Genomic DNA, 15,879 nt, shown 5'->3' with positions numbered 1-15,879 from the left:
CACGTTGGAGAAACGTTCCTGCATCGTGTTTGGCGCACATGGGTGGCCTCGGGGCCGCTCACGCTCGGCACAAGTGGCAGCCGGCCGATACGCTCCGCCCGGTTGCAGCCGTATTTGCCGTCGCGCAGAGTGAGAATCGTGTCGCAAGGAGCCCATCTCGAAATCCTGCGGCCCTTCCAAGTTACCTGCGGAGGGCGGCAGGTCGCCGTCTCCCACGCAGCTCAGCGGCTGCTGGCCTTCCTGGCCCTGCACCGCGAGGGCGCGCACAGGCGTTCGGTCGCCGAGCAGTTGTGGCCCGACGGCACCCCCTGCCGGGCTGCCGCCAATTTGCGATCCGCGCTCTGCCAGGGCAGAAGGCTCGGCCCGGTCCCCGCCATCGACAGCGTCGATCACAGCCTCGCGCTCGCACCCTCCTGCTCGGTCGACTTCCACGAGGCGTGGGGCGCGGCCGACCGCCTCGTGTCCGGTGACGGCAAGCTCCCAGACGGGGACCGATTGATGGCAGACCTGAGCCAGGTCCTGCTCCCCGGCTGGGACGACGAATGGCTGCTCCTCCCACGCGAACGCTGGGACCAGCTAAGGCTGTACGCCCTGGAGGCACTGGCCCAGCACTTCCAGGCCGAGGGCCGCCATCTGTCCGCGTTGCAGGCGTCGCTCGCAGCCGTCTCCATCGACCCGTTCCGCGAAACCCCCCACCGGATTGCCGTCGAGGTCCATCTGGCCGAGGGCAACGTGGCCTGCGCGGTCAAGCGGTACCAGGCCTACCGGCGTTTGCTGCAGATGGAGTTGAAGGTTGCCCCGTCGCCCCAGCTGACCCGTCTCGTCCGTGACCTGACGCGAACGTAGGCGTAGGCGATCAGACAGATGCAGCGGGCCGCCGACCACTCGATCTGCGTACGTGCGGCCCGATCCAGCGCGTCGAAGCGGAGGTACTCCTGCGTCTCGGGGCCTCGGCGACGCCTGCCGCTTCGGTGGGGGCGAGCAACGCGGTCAGCAGTACCAGCCCGAGGCGGCCGCGGGCGCGAGGGTGGACGGAGACGAAGTGTTCGACGACGCCGGCGTACGCGCACCGGTCGGAGACCGGGAGCACGGGGGACATCGATGTCGGGCGACATGGCTGTGCCAGCGGTCGGCGACACATGGGGTTTCAGTGACTCTCTGGACTACCGGGCGGCCTGACCTCGTCCCCGGCGAGCGAATCGGTCGAGGGCCTGGAGTACACGGGCGCGGGTCGTGTCGCTGCCCAGATGACCTGCGTCGTCGACGACGCTCAGCTCGGCATCAGGCCAGACGCGGGCAAGATCCCATGCGGTATCGAGCGGGCCGGCCAGGTCGAGCCTGCCGTGGACCAGCACCCCCGGGATACCGGCCAGGCGGTGCGCATCGCGCAGGAGCGCGCCCTCCTCCAGCCAAGCGCCGTGGGAGAAGTAGTGCGAGCAGATGCGGACCAGGGCCAGTTGCGCGGCTGCGGGGCGGTCGCCGTACGGGTTGGAGGCGCCGTTCGTTTCCCCGGACAGGACCGCGTCCTCCCAGGCGCACCAGTCTGCCGTGGCCTTCTCCCGTACTGCGTGGTCCGGGTGTTCCGTGAGGCGCGCGTAGGCCGCGACGATGTCACCGTCCCGTGGTGTGCCGCCGGCTCCTTCGAGGAAGCGTCCCCACTGCTCGGGGAAGAACCGACCGGCACCTCGGTAGAGCCAGTCGATCTCGGAGCGCCGAGTGGTCGTGACGGCGGCGATGACGATCTCCGAAACCCGCTCCGGGTGGGTCTCGGCGTAGGCCAGGATCAGCGTGGAGCCCCACGAGCCGCCGTACAGCAGCCAGCGGTCGATCCCCAGGTGCTCCCGCAGTCGTTCCACATCGGCGATGAGGTGCCGGGTGGTGTTGTGCCGCATGTCGGTCTCGGGGTCGCCGGCGTGCGGTGTGCTGCGGCCGCAGCCGCGCTGGTCGAACAGGACCACCCGGTACCGGTCCGGGTCGAAGTACTGGCGCGCCCCGGGCCCGCACCCCGATCCCGGGCCGCCGTGAACGACGAGCGCCGGTTTGCCGTCCGGGTTGCCGCAAGCCTCCCAGTACACGAGGTTACCGTCGCCAACGTCGAGCATGCCCTTCTCGTACGGCTCGATCGGCGGGTACAGCTCGCCCATTTCCAAACCTCCTGAGAACCGGATGCTTGAGACACGAGGACACCATCGACATCCTGCCCGACCATGTCGCGGTACAGCCTGCGGATGCTCTCCGAGCGCGGACTGGCACTACCGAGCACCACGGCTCGTCGGCAGGCGGGGCAGGTGCCGGTCCAGGTGGCGATGAGGTGTTGGAGGAGGTCCAGGGCCTGGTAGGGAGTCAGGCCCTGGCAGGGACTTTTGGGTTCCTCCGTTGCTCGGTGAGGAACAGGTGGGCGGCGGTGGCGAGGGTGACGTGGCGGTGCCAGCCGGTGAACGAGCGGCCCTCGAAGTGGTCGAGACCCAGGGCCGTCTTCAGCTCTCGGTGGTCGTGTTCGATCCGCCAGCGTGACTTCGCCAGACGCACCAGGTCCTTCGCGGGGATGTGGGCGGGCAGGTTCGAGATCCAGTACTTGGTCGGCTCGTCCTCGCCTTCGAGCCACTGGGCGATGAGCCAGGTCCTTGCGCCAAAAAACCACGGATCGCCCTCGCTGCCGTCCGGCGGCCAGCACGTGCTCGCGTAAGGAGATCGGGCGGGTGCGGTAGCGCGGCAGCGGCCGTGGCCCCAGACCGCCATAGGCGGGCTGGTGCGGTTCGGCGCTCAGTGCGTGGGCGGTCATCTCGCCCTTCACCTGAAGGACGTAGCCCAGTCAGCGGTCTTCCAGGCCGTGGCGGAAATCCGCGTTCGCGCCGTAGCCGGCGTCCGCGACCAGGGCTGTGGGCCGAAGCCCGGTGCCGGCGAGTTCGTCGAGCATGTCCAGCGCGAGCCGCCATTTCGGCTGGTGATGCTCGTTCTCGGGGATCCGGCAGGCCTTCCGGCGGCCGGCCGCCTCCGGGCCGTCCCAGGCTGCGGGCAGGAACAAACGCCAGGCCAGCGGGCACGAAGCGGTATCGGAAGCGGCGTGGACGCTGACGCCGATCTGACAGTTGCCCACCTTGCCCAAGTGCCGGAGTACTGGCGGGCCACCCCCGCGGACGCCTTGCCGTCCTTGCGGAAGCCGGTGTTGTCGACCACCCACACCTGCGGGCGGACCGCCCGCACGGCCCGCCATGCGAGCCGGGCCCGGACCTCCTCGATGGGCCAGGTCGAGGAGGTCATGAACTGCTGCAACTGCTGATGGTCGACACCGAGCCGCTCGGCCATCGGCTGCATCGCCTTGCGCCGACCTTCAAGCAGTAGCGCCCGCAATACAGGGCGCCCTTTTCACGCCGGTCCCGCCGCACCAACGGCGCGAACACCTCGGAGGTGAACTCCTCCAACCGAACCCGACACTCAGCAAGGTCCCCAGCCCTCATACGAGCAGCGAACTACCAGGTACCCAACGTGACAAGACCAGCTAACAAAGCACTACTAGTGTCCTGCGCCGGAGATCCGTCGTTAGTTTATGTATGACTGCTTCTGCGGATGTGCCGGTGCCTCGTCGTGGTCCGAAGTTGGAACCGTTGTTGTTGTCTTCCGATGAGCGTGTGGTGTTGGAGCGTTGGGTCCGCAGGGCGTCATCTGCGCAGGCGGTGGCCTTGCGGGCCCGCATCGTGTTGGCGTGTGCCGGTGCTGATGTGCCGCCGATTGTCGTGGTGGCACGGGAGTTGCATATCGCGGCCGACACGGTCCGCAAGTGGCGTCGCCGGTTCCTGGCGGCCCGGCTGGACGGGCTGGTCGACGAGCCCCGGCCTGGCCGGCCACCCACCATCAGCGTTGATCAGGTGGAGGCGGTAGTGGTCGGCACGCTGGAGGAGATCCCGAAGAACGCCACTCACTGGTCGCGTTCATCGATGGCCGCCCGCAGTGGCCTGTCGAAGTCGACAGTGGGCCGGATCTGGCGGAAGTTCCAGCTCAAGCCCCATTTGAGCGACACGTTCAAGCTGTCGACGGACCCGCTGTTCGTGGAGAAGCTCTACGACGTGGTGGGGCTGTATTTCAACCCGCCCGAAGGAGCGGTGGTGCTGTCGGTGGACGAGAAGTCCCAGATCCAGGCTCTTGACCGCTCTCAGCCAGTGCTGCCGATGATGCCCGGCATGCCCGAGCGCCGCACTCACGACTATGTTCGCAACGGGCTGACCACCTTGTTCGCGGCCTTCGACGTCGCGACCGGTGAAGTCATCACCTCACTGCACCGTCGCCACCGGGCCGCGGAGTTCAAGAAGTTCCTCATCAAGATCGACAAAGAGGTCCCCGAACACCTTCAGGTCCACCTGATCTGCGACAACTACGGCACCCACAAAACCCCGGCCATCAAGACGTGGCTGGCCAAACACCCACGGTTCCACCTGCACTTCACACCCACCGGCTCCTCCTGGATCAACCAGGTTGAGCGATGGTTCGGCTTCCTCGCGGACCAGAAGATCCGCCGTGGCGCCCACAAGAGTGTGCGCTCCCTGGAAGCCGACATCCGAGCCTGGGTCAAGCAGTGGAACGAAAACCCGACCCCGTTCACCTGGACCAAGACAGCCGAAGAGATCCTCGACTCACTCGCCCGCTTCTGCCAACGGATCTCCGGCGCAGGACACTAGCCGACCGGCTCGGGATGGTCCGACGCGACCTGCGCTACGGCGGTCGACATGAACCCCGCGACGGTACCGGCCTCCGCCTGGGTCAGCGAGAGGACGCTGCTGATGACGACGAGTGAACTTCCCACGCGGACAACGGTCGCGTCCGCGCGTTCCGTGCCGCCCTCACCCCCCGTCGTCACCATCGCCTGGACGACCAGGCTCTCATCCCCGAGCCGGGGACCCTCGGCGATGGCGAAACCGGCGGTCTCGGTGGCTTCCCACGCCGCGTGCGGCAACTCCAGGCTCCGGCACCGGGCCACCAGGGCGCGCATGTCCTCCATGGCCCGGTGTGCACCGTCGTCCGGGAACGAGTAGAGCTTCTCCATACCGGGGATCACGCCGTTCCCGACGGAGTGGCCACCGCTGAACATGGCTGTCGCGTACGCGGACGCCGCTTTCGTACTCGCGTCCACGACACTCTGCCCGTCCAGCAGCTCCGCGCAGGACGAGGGCGTCGCCGGCGCGCCCGAGGCGCCCTTCGGGCTCTCGTCCTGGGGTTCGGCCACGGAGGTCCAGCCGCCCGGCAAGACCGCGGGCAGGAGGTGCGTCCGCAACTCGGCGGCCGACAGCGGTGCCGACCGCGTTGCCGCCACCGAAGGGCGCGGCTCCGTCGCACTTCCACACCCTGCGACCGACACGAGCAACACGAACCCGGCCACGTACCGGATCCCGGAACTGGTCACCTCTGAGCGCCTCCCACCCCGCGTGATCAAATCGCTCGAAGCTAGCAGCGCACTTGTCCTCCGGCAAGAGTTTCACCAGGTCAGAGGTGATGAGCATGAGCGCCTTCCCTCTCCGGGAGGAGCGAGGAAGCTCCTCCGAACCTGTCGCACTGCGCCGCCCCGTCCGCCAGCGCGAAGGCCTCCCGTCCCGACCCGCGAGCGCGTCCTGCACCGCTGCCGACACGGGGACGGCCGGCAGGCCGAGCAGGTGGAGACGTTCGGCCCGATCGGCGGACACGAAGTGCGCGGACGGCGTGTGGCGCACGATCGCGGCCGGCGGTGAGGACCTCCACCGCTACGCCCACCTCGTTGACGAGATCGCCGAAGGCCGGCTCCGGGCCCGCCAGACCGAGTCGTACGGGGCCCGCTTCGAGCGGTCCGCGACCGCCGGGGCGTGGGGGCTCGCCGGCATCGACGACGGGCTGCGGGATCAGCAGGCCGGCGAGGACGCCCGCGCGAGCGGAAGAAGAAGGCGGCCCACAGGAGTCCGGAAGCCATGGAGGACGCCGGTCCGGGTGCGCCCAGGGAGGGAGGACGGCCGTGTGTACCCCTGTTCCCTGTGTCCGGAAGAGGGCCCCCGCCGGTAACAGGGGCCCTCTCATTCCGTGGGGGTGTCCGCGCCCGGCCCAGGAGGACTTGACGGGGGTTCACGGTCACGGCCACCCCGGAGGGGCGGCTGCTTACGTTCAGTCTCACCGCGTTCGGCTGCCAATGGCAAGATCGAATGACCGTTCCGCTGCGTTCTGAATGCCGAATGGCCAGGTCAGCGTCCCTCGACGGAACGGCGGTGGTGCCCTGTCCGGAATGCCGGCAGACCGGTCGCGGAACCGGTCGGGTGCTGGCGATTCGGGCCGGAATCCTGGTCGCTCGGGCACGGAACGGATCGTTACCCGAACGGATTTGAAGGCTGCGTGTTCTGGTGGGACCAAATGCTTGCCAGGCGCTGGCCGATCACAGCAGGCTTGGACTCCATCACGGCCCGTGACCCGGCGCTCCGGTAAAGCACCGCCCGGGCCTGATCCGCATGCCACGTCGCCCAGGAGGCCGTTCTCGTGTCCGTTCATCGATTTTCCCGGCGTCACAGCCGGTCCGCTGCCGACGCCCCGTTCTGTACAACGGGCGTGCTCTCCGGCGGCCTTCGGGTGGTCGGCTTACTGGTCGTGATGGCGGTCGTCGTCGCCTTTCTGAAGTCCGGCCCCTCGATGCTCGATGCGTTCGGGCTCGTGACGGTCGCAGCTGGCGCGGCCGTCCGGATCAGTTCGTGGCCGGGCCAGTCCGACGCTTCTCTCTCCGGGGGGCCGGCGTAATGCACGAATGGGGGGACGTGCTCCGTGCGGTGGCCGACCAGAGACAGTTCCGCGCGCAGCTGATGGCTCTCAAGGTGCCCATGTCGTACGAAGAAGTCGAAATCGCTTCCGGGGGAGACCTTACGGCCGACACCGTCGCGATGATATTGCGCCTGGACACGCTACCGACTCTCAATTTCGTGGGACGGTACTTGACCGCCTGTGGCGTGACCGCAGTCGACCAGGTCCTGTGGAAGGAGGTCTGGCGAGCCGTGGCAGACGGCCGGGCCCCCCTCGGGGAGCCGCAGGACGCCGAGCCCCCCAAGCCCTACACTCCGGTTCTGACCGAGGAGGAGGACTCCGGAGCCGGCGGGTCCTCGGGTTCGGCTCGACTTCCCCAGTTCGTGCGTGATTGGCTTCCCCGGCTCATGCACCGGCGCTGGCTGGTCACGCTGACCGCGGCCGCGATCGTCGTCCCGGCCGCCGCCGGCGGCGGCGGGCTGTGGTGGTACAGCGCCCACTGCGGCACCACGAACCCGGCGCTGCTCAGCGTGCCGGGCGGTGAGTGTTCGGGGGTTACCGACGGCGGCGACGGGCACGGTGTCTTCGGCCCGGGTCTCCAGCCGGCCCTCGCCGCGATCGATGCCGAGAACCGGGCGGTGGTGAAGGACGGCGGCTACGTCACGGTGGCGCTGATGGCGCCGCTGACCAAGGGCGGCAAGAGCCTGACGGGCGACCGTGCCGTGCATCAGGTCGAGGGGGCCTTCATCGCCCAGCACGAGGCGAACAAGGACAAGGCCTACCCCAGGATCCGGTTGGTGCTGGCCAACATGGGCAGCGACGAGTCGAGTTGGCGCGACGTCGTCGACCGGCTCAAGACGATGACCGGCGGAAGCGACCGGCTCGTGGCGGTGACCGGGATGGGCCTGAGCCAGCAGGAGTCGATCGACGCCGCTCGCTCGCTGTCGCAGGCGCACATTCCGATGGTCGGTGACCTGATCACCGCGGACGGTTTCGACAAGAGCGGTGCGATCGACCGCGGCGCCGAGATTCGAGGCCTGGTGCGCGTGGCGCCCAACGTCAGCACGCAGTTCAAGGCGCTTGCCCAGGAACTGCGCAAGCATCCCGAGATGAAGACCGCGGCCCTGGTCAGCGCGCCGTACACCCCGAACGAAAAGCCCGACTTCTACACGCAGTCCCAGGAAGCTGCCATCCGCAACCCGGACATCGGACTTCTGCCCTACCTGCAGGCGGGCGGCCTCTCGTTCAACTTCACGGTCCAGCAGGGCGCCGAGGACAGCAGCCTGAACACCATTGCCGACAACCTGTGCGGCAAAGTCTTCCCCGACGTGGTGTTCTACGCGGGCCGCGCGACGTACCTGCAGCAGTTCATCGAGAAGCTGCACGACCGCCAGTGCCGCACCACGCCGATCACGGTGGTCACCGGCTCCGACGCAGCCACCCTGAACCCCGAGCTCAAGCAACTGAACGACCCCGGCGCCCCCATCTCCGTGCTCTACGTCCCGCTCGCCGACCCCGACCAGCTCGCAGACAGCACCAACCCCGACCAAACCCTGTACCAGGACTTCGCCACCGAGTTCAGCACCACCCACTACGGGCAGCAGTTCGACAAGAGCCACCTGGCCAGCGGCTGGGCGGTCATGGCGCACGACGCCGTGCTCACGGCGAAGCAGGCCGTCCGCAAAGCCACCGGAACGTCCCGGACCCCGCCCAACCTGCGCGCGGTGGGAGACCAGCTCTATCTGTTCGCCAGCACCAACGTCATCAAGGGGGCCGGCGGTGTCTTCCGCATCGACCCGCAGACCGGCAACCGCCAAAGCACCAACGACCCCCGGGTCGTTCGGAGGGGAACCCCTGGCCGTGGCTGAGCAGCCCTGGTAGATCCTGTGGGGTCCTGTCGGCTCCTGCGGCGGCTTGCCGAGCGGCGTTCGATACCCTCCCCGTCCAGCACGGCCGGGGCGACCGGGGCCGTCACTGCCCCTCGATGCAGCGGCACCCGTCCCCATGGGCAGGGGCACGGGCGCCGCGGTCGCCATCCCGTGCCGACGGTGGCCTCGTTCCGAGCGACCGAAGGAGGTCAGCCGGCGCGGGCACCTTCATCTCGGGTGGGCACCGGGGTCAGTTCACACGTACGGGCGCCCAGAGGCTGACGCTCCACACGTCCCCGTGCCCCACGCGGTAGCCCCTCTCCTCCTCATCGTCGTCAACGACGAGTACGGACACGCAGGACCTCTCCGCCCGGTAGTCCCGGAAGCCGCCCTGGTCGGTGACGGTGAACTCCGGGGCCGAAGGGACGCCGGAGAGCGCCTCTCGCACGTCCGCCCAGGCGGTGTACCGGGCGAACTCGACGCCCGTGCTCTCGCTCCACCGCGTCGCGAGCTCGGGGGCGTGCGCGAGGCGTTGCAGCTCGATCGAGCCGCCGGACATCACCCACTCCTCCCCGGGGTTGAAGTAGAGCTCGACGAACCCGTAGTCGCGGCGCAGCGAGGCGCCGCCCTCGTCGACGACGTCGACGCAGCGGTGCCGCAGGGCGCGGTCAACCTCGCCGAGGGTGGAACCGATGCCGATGCCGTGCAGGCGCCCGGTCGTGATGAAGGAGGAGAGGGATTCGATGCCGGTCACGGCCAATTCTCCAGTTCGTCGTCCCGGCTTCCCCGGGCGTAGGCGGTCACTTCGTGGATGGCCGCGCGATCGGCATCCACCCGGGCGCGGAACCGTCCGGCGTCCAGCCTCGCGCCGACCGGCGTTCGAGCCCCTGCGCCGAGCGTGATGCTGCCGGTCGGACGGCAGTCGTGGGCCGCCTCAAGTGCCGCTGCCACTCCGGTGAGTCGGAGCTGCACCTGGACCGTGTCGAAGCCGCCTTCGCACCACGCCTGCGACGGGTCGGCCGGATAGGTCGGCAGATCGAACCGGATCAGGATTTCCGGGCCGTGCTCCCAGAGCCAGCGCAGCTCCCGCACGACGACGCCGTCGAGTTCGGGCACGGATTGCTCCCCGTAGACCAACCGGACCGCTTCCGGGTTGTCGACGAAGTCGAGCCAGCTCGCAACCGCGTCGGCCCCTTTCTGCACCGGAGGCGGGACCTCGTCGGGGAGCGGGGGCCTGACCCTGCCTACGCGCCGCCGCTCACTGGCACCGAAAGCCCGGTAGTTCTCCCGGGCCATGCGCAGGGTGACGTGGTTGGGGCCGCCCACGTAGTCATCGGGGTCTCGATAGTCCCCGCCGTCGTCCTGCCATCCGCAGACGGGGCAGATCTCGTGGTGCCCCTCCACCTGGACGGTCAGGCTCACGCAGACGATGCAGGGGAAGGCTCCTGTGGCCACTGTTGCTCCAGACGTGGTTCGTCGTACCCCCATCGTGCTGGGCATGGGCGTGCATGGATGTTCCGCCCCCGCGAAGGGGATTCCGCCCCACCGGAGTCGAGGCACGCGCCGGCGTAGGGCCCCGCTCCGGGGGCGTGTGCCGGAAGGAAGACCGCGGCGGAGCTCCGGTCGTGTGTCAGGCGAGTTCCAGGAAGCCGTAGGGGGTGAGGACGATCCCACAGAGGACGAAGACCGTGCCCAGGCAACGGTAGAGCCGAGCTGACATGATCAGCTGGGGCTGCCCGAGTTCCCCTCGGGCGTGCATGGCGAGCTCCGCGTTGCCGGCGGCCTTCCGTTCCAGGGCATGGGCACATCCCCGAACGTTCAGTGCGAGGGCGCCGCCCGCCACGAGGCAGACGAGCCCCATGGTCAACAGCAAGAAGGCCAGGCTCATGAAGTTCCCCCCCCGGGTCAGTGTGATGATCGCTGGAGATTAGCACCGGTCAGGGGGGCGCGATCGTGCAGACTTCCCTTGCTCGCGCACGTACCGTCTCCGAGGCGGCTCGACCACATCGGCGGCCGCGAGCAGGTCTGACAAGAGCGATGGCAAGTGAAGCGGCGACGAGGGCAGGATTCGAACCTACGTCCACCCGGGAGCAGAGCCGGGCGCTCCTCCGCAGAGCTTCCTCGTCGCCACGTCGATCATGGCTGCGGCTGCCGTCTCGGGCAACCGATTTCCCCAGGGATCCGGGGCGAACAGTCACAGCCACTCCCTCGCTGCTGCGCGCTTGCCATTGCCGGAGAACACTCCTGCCGACCGGAGCGCACTGGCCATGAGAGGGTCCGCCACGGCCACACCGTGTACGAGTTCGGGCGTCCGACGGAAGGCGACGGCCTCAGCCGTCGGCCTGGAGGCGGTCCAGGCGCTGGCGACGGGATCCCTTCGATGCCGGGCGCAGACTGCCTCGACCAACGAGCGTGGGCATTCCTTCTCCCCCCGGAGCACTTCCCAGGGCAGCGGCAGCTCTGCCCATATGTAGGTGTCGGGGTGTAGTCCGCCGCCGCTCATGCGGTGCCAGTACGCCACATCGGCAGCCATCAGGCGGGGAACCTTGCCCGGGCAGAACCGGTCCAGAATCGTCTCCTGGCCCAGTTCGGACAGGATCGCGAACCAGTGGGCCCGGGCCGTGTTCCACGCCTGCGCGGCCTGGTTCCACGTCGACGAGTCGTCGCCGCGGCGCACGATCATCGTTTCGCGTTCCAGAGGGTGCCGGTTCCAGGCGTCCTCCAACAGGTCCGCGACCTGGCGCAGGAAACCGTTCCATCGGAGCAGTAGTTGAGTGAGGTCCCCGTCGGAGACTGAGGCCAGCACTTCCGACGTGGGATGCACATGCGCGACCGCAGACCAGCAGGTCCGCTCGGGCTGCGCGCGCAAGCGCCGGAACAGCGCCTCGGCGACCTCGTCGTAGGCCTGGCGCTGGCGGCCGTTGGTAAAAACGCTGCGCATGTAGCCCCGCGCCGTGATGTACGCGATGAAGGCCGCCGTGTCCGGGTCCGCGGCGAAGAGACCGTACGGCAGAACGTGCGCGAACGCTCCTTTGCCCGTCATCGTCACCTCGCGTCGGCGTTGCTCGTGGATCAGCCGCGCCAGTTTGGCCTCCATGCGGCGCAGGAGGCGGAAGCGCTTGTTGTACTGGCGCTTGGAGACCTCGCCGAGGCCGGCAGCAGTTCGCTCGGCCCGGTCGAGACGGTCCAGGCCGAAGTCGTTCTGGCCGTACACGCGTCCGATGGACTCACCTGCACGCCGGATCACGGCCTCGATCTGGTCCGGATCGTCTCCGGCGCCGTCCGGAAGCGCTGGCACATCCGTGAACAGGCTTGCCACTCGGGCGAGCTGGCGCTGTGCGCCGACCGGGCGGGCAAATTCCTCCCGCATGGAGGTGTAGCCGTGCCAAAGGTTGCGGAGCGAGTGTTCGGCGGCCTTGCCGAGGGCCGCCTCGGTGACCTCGTCGAGTTCGGTGCCCCGTGCCGCATACAGATCCTGGATGAGCCGGGCCACATCCTCCGGACGCTTGCGCAGTGCGAGCGAGGCGTGCAGTTCCCGGAGGATTTCTTCGACGGTGGGCGACAGCATGAGCCTCACCTTGTCATTCCCCGACCGCGTGCCCAACTGGATATCTAGGGGCCGCAGCCAGGGACCGGGCCGGGCCGGCTCCACCGAGGCGGGCACGCGGCCGGTCAGTGCACCAGCAGGTCGATCACCCCTGTCAGGTCCTCCTCGCCTTTGCCTTCGGCCAGGCGGCGGCGCATCAGATCGAAGTAGGGGCTGAGCAGTTCCGTGCTGACGCCCTGGTGTTCGGCGGTGCTCAGGAAGGTCGGCGTACCGGCCACCTGCATGGCGAGAGGGGAGACGACCCCCTTGGTGTAGTCGTCGCTCCGCAGTTGCTCAGCGGTCTGGTGGACCGACGGGGCCATCGCGACGAGCCAGTCGGCGAGCAGCGGGGCCAGCGACATGGGGTCGATGTTCTCCTTGCGGATCAGGGCGAAGGCGTGCGCGGCCCCGGCGAACATTCCGTACATGGCGCTGAGCAGGGCCACGTCGTGCAGGGCCGCGAAGCCCGCGTCCTCGCCGACGTAGGTGGTGCCGACCGGGACGCCCAGGGTCTTCCGGTGCCGCTCGAACAGCTGCGGCGAGCCGCTGTAGAAGACGTAACCACCGGCTTCCGGGACGCCGATCATCGGAGGGACGGCCATGATCCCGCCGTCCAGGTAGCGAGCGTGGCGCGCGCGGGCCCATTCGGCGCGGGCACGTGCCTGGGCCGGGGTGCTCGTGGTCAGGTTGACCAGGTCCTTGCCGGCCAGGTCGGTGCCGGCCAGCACCTCCTCGACCGAGGAGTCGTCCAACAGGCAAGCAACGATCAGCGTGTTCGCTGCGACCGCCTCAGCGGCGCTGTCCGCGACCCTTGCGCCCTCGGCGGCGAGCACGGCGGCGCGTGCCGGTGTGCGGTTCCAGACGGTGAGCGGGTGGCCCGCGGCGAGCCAGGTGCGGGCCAGCGCGGTACCCATCGTGCCGAGGCCCAGCAGGGTGACGGGGATCTTCTCAACAGTGTGCTGTGTCATGTGGAACATGCTGGCCACCGGCCCAAAGGTGATCAAGTACGTACTTCGGAGTGGGTGGTTACCCTGGGGTGAGCAAGCACGTCAGCAGGGTTCGAAGGGTGGGGCATGACGACGCTGAACCGGCCGGCCGCACCAGACGGACACGTCTGCGGGATCGACACCGCGATGGAAGTGATCGGCGGCAAGTGGAAGGTGCTGATTCTCTGGGCACTGCACGAGCACCCCTGCCGGCGCTTCGGCGAGCTGCGGCGGCTCCTCCCGGGGATCACCGAGAAGGTGCTGGCCTCCCACCTGCGCGAGATGGAAGCGGACGGCGTCGTGCGCCGCGTGTCCTACGACGAGGTGCCGCCCCGGGTCGAGTACTCGCTGACCGAGAACGGCACGCGCCTCAACGAGGCACTCCAGCCGCTGGCCGCCTGGGGACGCGAGCAGTCGACCACTGAGCCGCCGGGCCCGGGCCGTGGCGTGACCTGTTGAGCGGGGACGCCGAGGTTCGTGGCGGCGGAGTCTGCGGAAGTCGGAGAGCCATGACACCGTCCGCCCCACAACGCATCGGTGCCGGCCGGGTCGGTTCGACGGCTCGATACCCGTCCGGGCGATGCGGTGGCGGATACCGCGTTCACGCAGCCGTCTCCGCAGGCGGAGGTGGAGGTGGTCGTAGTCGTTGTCGCCGTGGGGTTTGCCGGGCCGGCGGCGTCGTGTCCGCGGCGGGACCGGAGCGGCGGGATGCCGCGGACGAGGGGCTGGAGGGCACCGGACGCTCAACGATCCCTACGATGAGCAACAGCCCACTCGTCACCGCCGTATGAGATGACTTCCCAGTGGGGATTCGTGGATGCCCTCCGGTGGAGGCAGCTCAGCCAGTCCCGTACGGCCGACACCGGGTCGTAGAGGGTTGGGCGGCCGGGTCGGCCGGGATGAACGTGCTCTCGCCCTTTGCCTCTGGGGCCGTTTTGGAGTGGGCGATCCAGAGGTCGACCTGGCCCACCGGGAGCGCGCACCGGTCCCGCAGTCCAGCGGGTGTGCGCAGGTCGCGGGTGTCGACCATGGCGCGCAGTATCGGCTCCGTGATCGGTAGGGCCCAGCGGACACGGTTCCGTTTGCCCCACCGTTGCGGTACGCGGCGAGCATCCCGCGCGCCTCGGTGGTGCCGGGCCGCTGGTCCTCCGGCATCCACGTACGGACGTTCGGCACGTGCGTCCGGATCGTGTAGGTCGTCCTCGATTGAGTTCGGCCAGGGGATACGGGCTCACGCCCCCTCGTCTGGCGGCCGGGTCCGCCAGGTGGTGCTCCGGGGCCATCCTCTCGGTGGATCTCCGGGGCGAGTACGTGCAGCCCGGCCATGCACCGGTCACATACAGCTCAAGTGCACACACCGACCGAAGGACCGGTCCATCGCCGGACCACGTCGGTCGTACGTCAAGTCCGCCAGAACGACCCGTGCGAAAGGTAGTCACCATGACCTCACAACGCGAGACGCGCAAAGTGAGCGATGCCGTCTTCCGCGCCGTCTACGACTCGCCTGCCTCGCTGCCCGGCTGCTACCGGTGGGTCACTCCGGAGGAGGACGTACGGAAAGTCGAGGAGCTCCTGGGCATGGAGGCGGGCACGATCGGAGCCCCCCTCTGGGTGAGTGGCGACTCGCGGCAGTGCCGGGCATGCGGGCGGGAACCGAGCTGGCTCGACATCGTTTCCTCGGCGCTGGACAGCACGCACGAGCGCGCCATGATTGCAGAAGTGATCTTGGGCGAGCACAAATACGTGAACACCGAGGCCCCGGAGGCGATCGCCGGGTTGCTCTGCCACGGTTGCCGCAATCCGATCACGGATCTGCGCAGCTTCAAGTGTCACAACTGGGCGTATGCCTTCGAAGACCTGCAGAAGGTCTTGGAGCGGATCGGGTAGATCTCCGGCCGGCTCGGCTCGGTCCGGTCCGGTCCGACTGAGCAGATCCCGTGGTCGCTGCGCCGTTGACCTGATCGCGTTCGGGAACGCCCAAGGCGCACCGACAGGCGCGTTGGCAACACGGGAGCGAGCAGGCACCACCGCCCTCGTGCGAGCCGTTCCGCACCCTCTCCCTCAGCCTTGGCAGGCTGGAAAGGGCTCCTCGTCGTGGACAGCCTGGCGTCTGCCGGACACACTCCCCTAGCACGGTCGGTCGCCCCCGGACAGGAGATGACACGTTGAGGAAATCCCGCGCACTCCTCGTTGCCGCGGCCGCGCTTCTGCCCGTGGCCCTCGGGGCCTCCCCGGCCGAGGACCCCCTCGAATACGCCGTACCGGGGTCCTTTCCCCCAGACGCCATATGCATGTCCGTTACGAGTGGGAACGGATGCTTCAGGAAATACGGCGACCAGTTCTGGGTCCGGAACTGGGACTCTCCCAGGGTCGGTCTTGAGGTGCGGTGGGAGAACGATCTGTGGGACGGCAACCGGTGGCAGACCTACCGCCTGGGTAGTTGCAGCGCCTACAAACTGCGCACTGGCCAGTGGGGAGCGTGCAACAAGGACTTCTACGAGAACACCAGCACCAACAAGTGGGGGTCCCGGGGCAGCAGGCTGCGGTGGCAGATCGTGGCGGGCACGACCTTCGGCCCCTGGTCCCCGTGGTACCTGAACGACGAGTGAGCCCTAGCCAGCCCTGACCTGGACGAATCGACCGTCGGGGATCGTGACTACAGTTGCGGGTCCCCGTGCCCGGCTCCTCATCCGCTCCG

General features: G+C 68.6%; 14 protein-coding genes, 1 tRNA gene and 3 pseudogenes. 7 read left to right on the top strand and 11 right to left on the bottom strand.

The annotated features are described in order from the left end of the window. Positions 1-138 precede the first annotated feature (138 nt). Entirely contained in the window at positions 139-846 is a 708-nt protein-coding gene (locus OHA65_RS02510) for a BTAD domain-containing putative transcriptional regulator (protein ID WP_328761345.1), read from the top strand. A gap of 109 nt (positions 847-955) precedes the next feature. On the opposite strand, the pseudogene OHA65_RS02505 reads toward OHA65_RS02510, so the two are convergent. From OHA65_RS02505 to OHA65_RS02495, 3 genes and pseudogenes are all read right to left on the bottom strand, one after another. Then, positions 956-1,081, bottom strand: a pseudogene (locus tag OHA65_RS02505) (N-acetyltransferase); the annotation flags it as partial. Positions 1,082-1,163: 82 nt separating this feature from the next. After that, the gene (gene pip, locus OHA65_RS02500) at positions 1,164-2,144 is read right to left on the bottom strand and encodes a prolyl aminopeptidase (protein ID WP_327281396.1); all 981 of its coding nucleotides are present in this window, start codon (positions 2,142-2,144) and stop codon (positions 1,164-1,166) included. 199 nt (positions 2,145-2,343) lie between these two features. Continuing rightward, positions 2,344-3,458: pseudogene (locus OHA65_RS02495) on the bottom strand (IS701 family transposase). 93 nt (positions 3,459-3,551) lie between these two features. Between OHA65_RS02495 and OHA65_RS02490 the strand changes: the two are divergent. Next, positions 3,552-4,673 carry an IS630 family transposase gene (locus OHA65_RS02490; RefSeq protein WP_327280728.1) on the top strand — a complete coding sequence of 374 codons (1,122 nt, stop codon included), beginning with the start codon at positions 3,552-3,554 and terminating at the stop codon, positions 4,671-4,673. On the opposite strand, the gene OHA65_RS02485 is transcribed toward OHA65_RS02490, so the two are convergent. After that, the gene (locus tag OHA65_RS02485; RefSeq protein ID WP_405760996.1) at positions 4,670-5,305 is read right to left on the bottom strand and encodes a hypothetical protein; all 636 of its coding nucleotides are present in this window, start codon (positions 5,303-5,305) and stop codon (positions 4,670-4,672) included. The genes OHA65_RS02490 and OHA65_RS02485 overlap by 4 nt on opposite strands. 1,181 nt (positions 5,306-6,486) lie before the next feature. On the opposite strand from OHA65_RS02485, the gene OHA65_RS02480 reads away from it, so the two are divergent. Beyond that, on the top strand, positions 6,487-6,741 hold the full coding sequence (locus OHA65_RS02480; RefSeq protein ID WP_329312442.1) for a hypothetical protein: 255 nt from the start codon (positions 6,487-6,489) through the stop codon (positions 6,739-6,741). A gap of 17 nt (positions 6,742-6,758) precedes the next feature. Then, the gene (locus tag OHA65_RS02475; RefSeq protein ID WP_405760993.1) at positions 6,759-8,609 is read left to right on the top strand and encodes an ABC transporter substrate-binding protein; all 1,851 of its coding nucleotides are present in this window, start codon (positions 6,759-6,761) and stop codon (positions 8,607-8,609) included. A 250-nt stretch (positions 8,610-8,859) separates the two neighbouring features. Here OHA65_RS02475 and OHA65_RS02470 read toward each other — a convergent pair whose 3' ends face one another. The 6 genes from OHA65_RS02470 to OHA65_RS02445 all read right to left on the bottom strand — a co-directional run bounded on the left by OHA65_RS02470 (position 8,860) and on the right by OHA65_RS02445 (position 13,163). Beyond that, the gene (locus OHA65_RS02470; RefSeq protein WP_328761340.1) at positions 8,860-9,363 is read right to left on the bottom strand and encodes a hypothetical protein; all 504 of its coding nucleotides are present in this window, start codon (positions 9,361-9,363) and stop codon (positions 8,860-8,862) included. Further along, positions 9,360-10,064 carry a CPCC family cysteine-rich protein gene (locus tag OHA65_RS02465; RefSeq protein WP_327281390.1) on the bottom strand — a complete coding sequence of 235 codons (705 nt, stop codon included), beginning with the start codon at positions 10,062-10,064 and terminating at the stop codon, positions 9,360-9,362. Before OHA65_RS02465 ends, OHA65_RS02470 begins: the two co-directional genes overlap by 4 nt. 175 nt (positions 10,065-10,239) lie before the next feature. After that, positions 10,240-10,497 carry a hypothetical protein gene (locus OHA65_RS02460; protein WP_328761339.1) on the bottom strand — a complete coding sequence of 86 codons (258 nt, stop codon included), beginning with the start codon at positions 10,495-10,497 and terminating at the stop codon, positions 10,240-10,242. Between the two features lie 165 nt (positions 10,498-10,662). Further along, positions 10,663-10,735: transfer RNA gene (locus tag OHA65_RS02455), tRNA-Gln, on the bottom strand. A 68-nt stretch (positions 10,736-10,803) separates the two neighbouring features. Next, the gene (locus OHA65_RS02450) at positions 10,804-12,177 is read right to left on the bottom strand and encodes a hypothetical protein (RefSeq protein ID WP_328761338.1); all 1,374 of its coding nucleotides are present in this window, start codon (positions 12,175-12,177) and stop codon (positions 10,804-10,806) included. A gap of 104 nt (positions 12,178-12,281) precedes the next feature. Then, positions 12,282-13,163: an NAD(P)-binding domain-containing protein gene (locus OHA65_RS02445; RefSeq protein WP_328761337.1), complete on the bottom strand. Its 882-nt coding sequence runs from the start codon at positions 13,161-13,163 to the stop codon at positions 12,282-12,284. Positions 13,164-13,268: 105 nt separating this feature from the next. Here OHA65_RS02445 and OHA65_RS02440 point away from each other — a divergent pair, with 105 nt between their 5' ends. Continuing rightward, positions 13,269-13,640 carry a helix-turn-helix domain-containing protein gene (locus tag OHA65_RS02440; protein ID WP_328761335.1) on the top strand — a complete coding sequence of 124 codons (372 nt, stop codon included), beginning with the start codon at positions 13,269-13,271 and terminating at the stop codon, positions 13,638-13,640. On the opposite strand, the pseudogene OHA65_RS02435 reads toward OHA65_RS02440, so the two are convergent. Beyond that, positions 13,605-13,921: pseudogene (locus tag OHA65_RS02435) on the bottom strand (IS5/IS1182 family transposase); the annotation flags it as partial. The gene OHA65_RS02440 and the pseudogene OHA65_RS02435 overlap by 36 nt on opposite strands. Before the next feature lie 700 nt (positions 13,922-14,621). On the opposite strand from OHA65_RS02435, the gene OHA65_RS02430 reads away from it, so the two are divergent. Both OHA65_RS02430 and OHA65_RS02425 read left to right on the top strand, forming a co-directional pair. Next, positions 14,622-15,068, top strand: a complete 447-nt coding sequence (locus tag OHA65_RS02430) for a hypothetical protein (RefSeq protein ID WP_328761334.1) — start codon at positions 14,622-14,624, stop codon at positions 15,066-15,068. A gap of 494 nt (positions 15,069-15,562) precedes the next feature. Then, positions 15,563-15,790 carry a hypothetical protein gene (locus tag OHA65_RS02425; protein ID WP_327281384.1) on the top strand — a complete coding sequence of 76 codons (228 nt, stop codon included), beginning with the start codon at positions 15,563-15,565 and terminating at the stop codon, positions 15,788-15,790. Positions 15,791-15,879 lie beyond the last annotated feature (89 nt).

Origin of the sequence: Streptomyces sp. NBC_00045 (genome assembly GCF_045041095.1) — a bacterium.
Lineage (GTDB): Bacteria > Actinomycetota > Actinomycetes > Streptomycetales > Streptomycetaceae > Streptomyces.
This window is presented reverse-complemented; position numbering and strand designations above follow the sequence as displayed.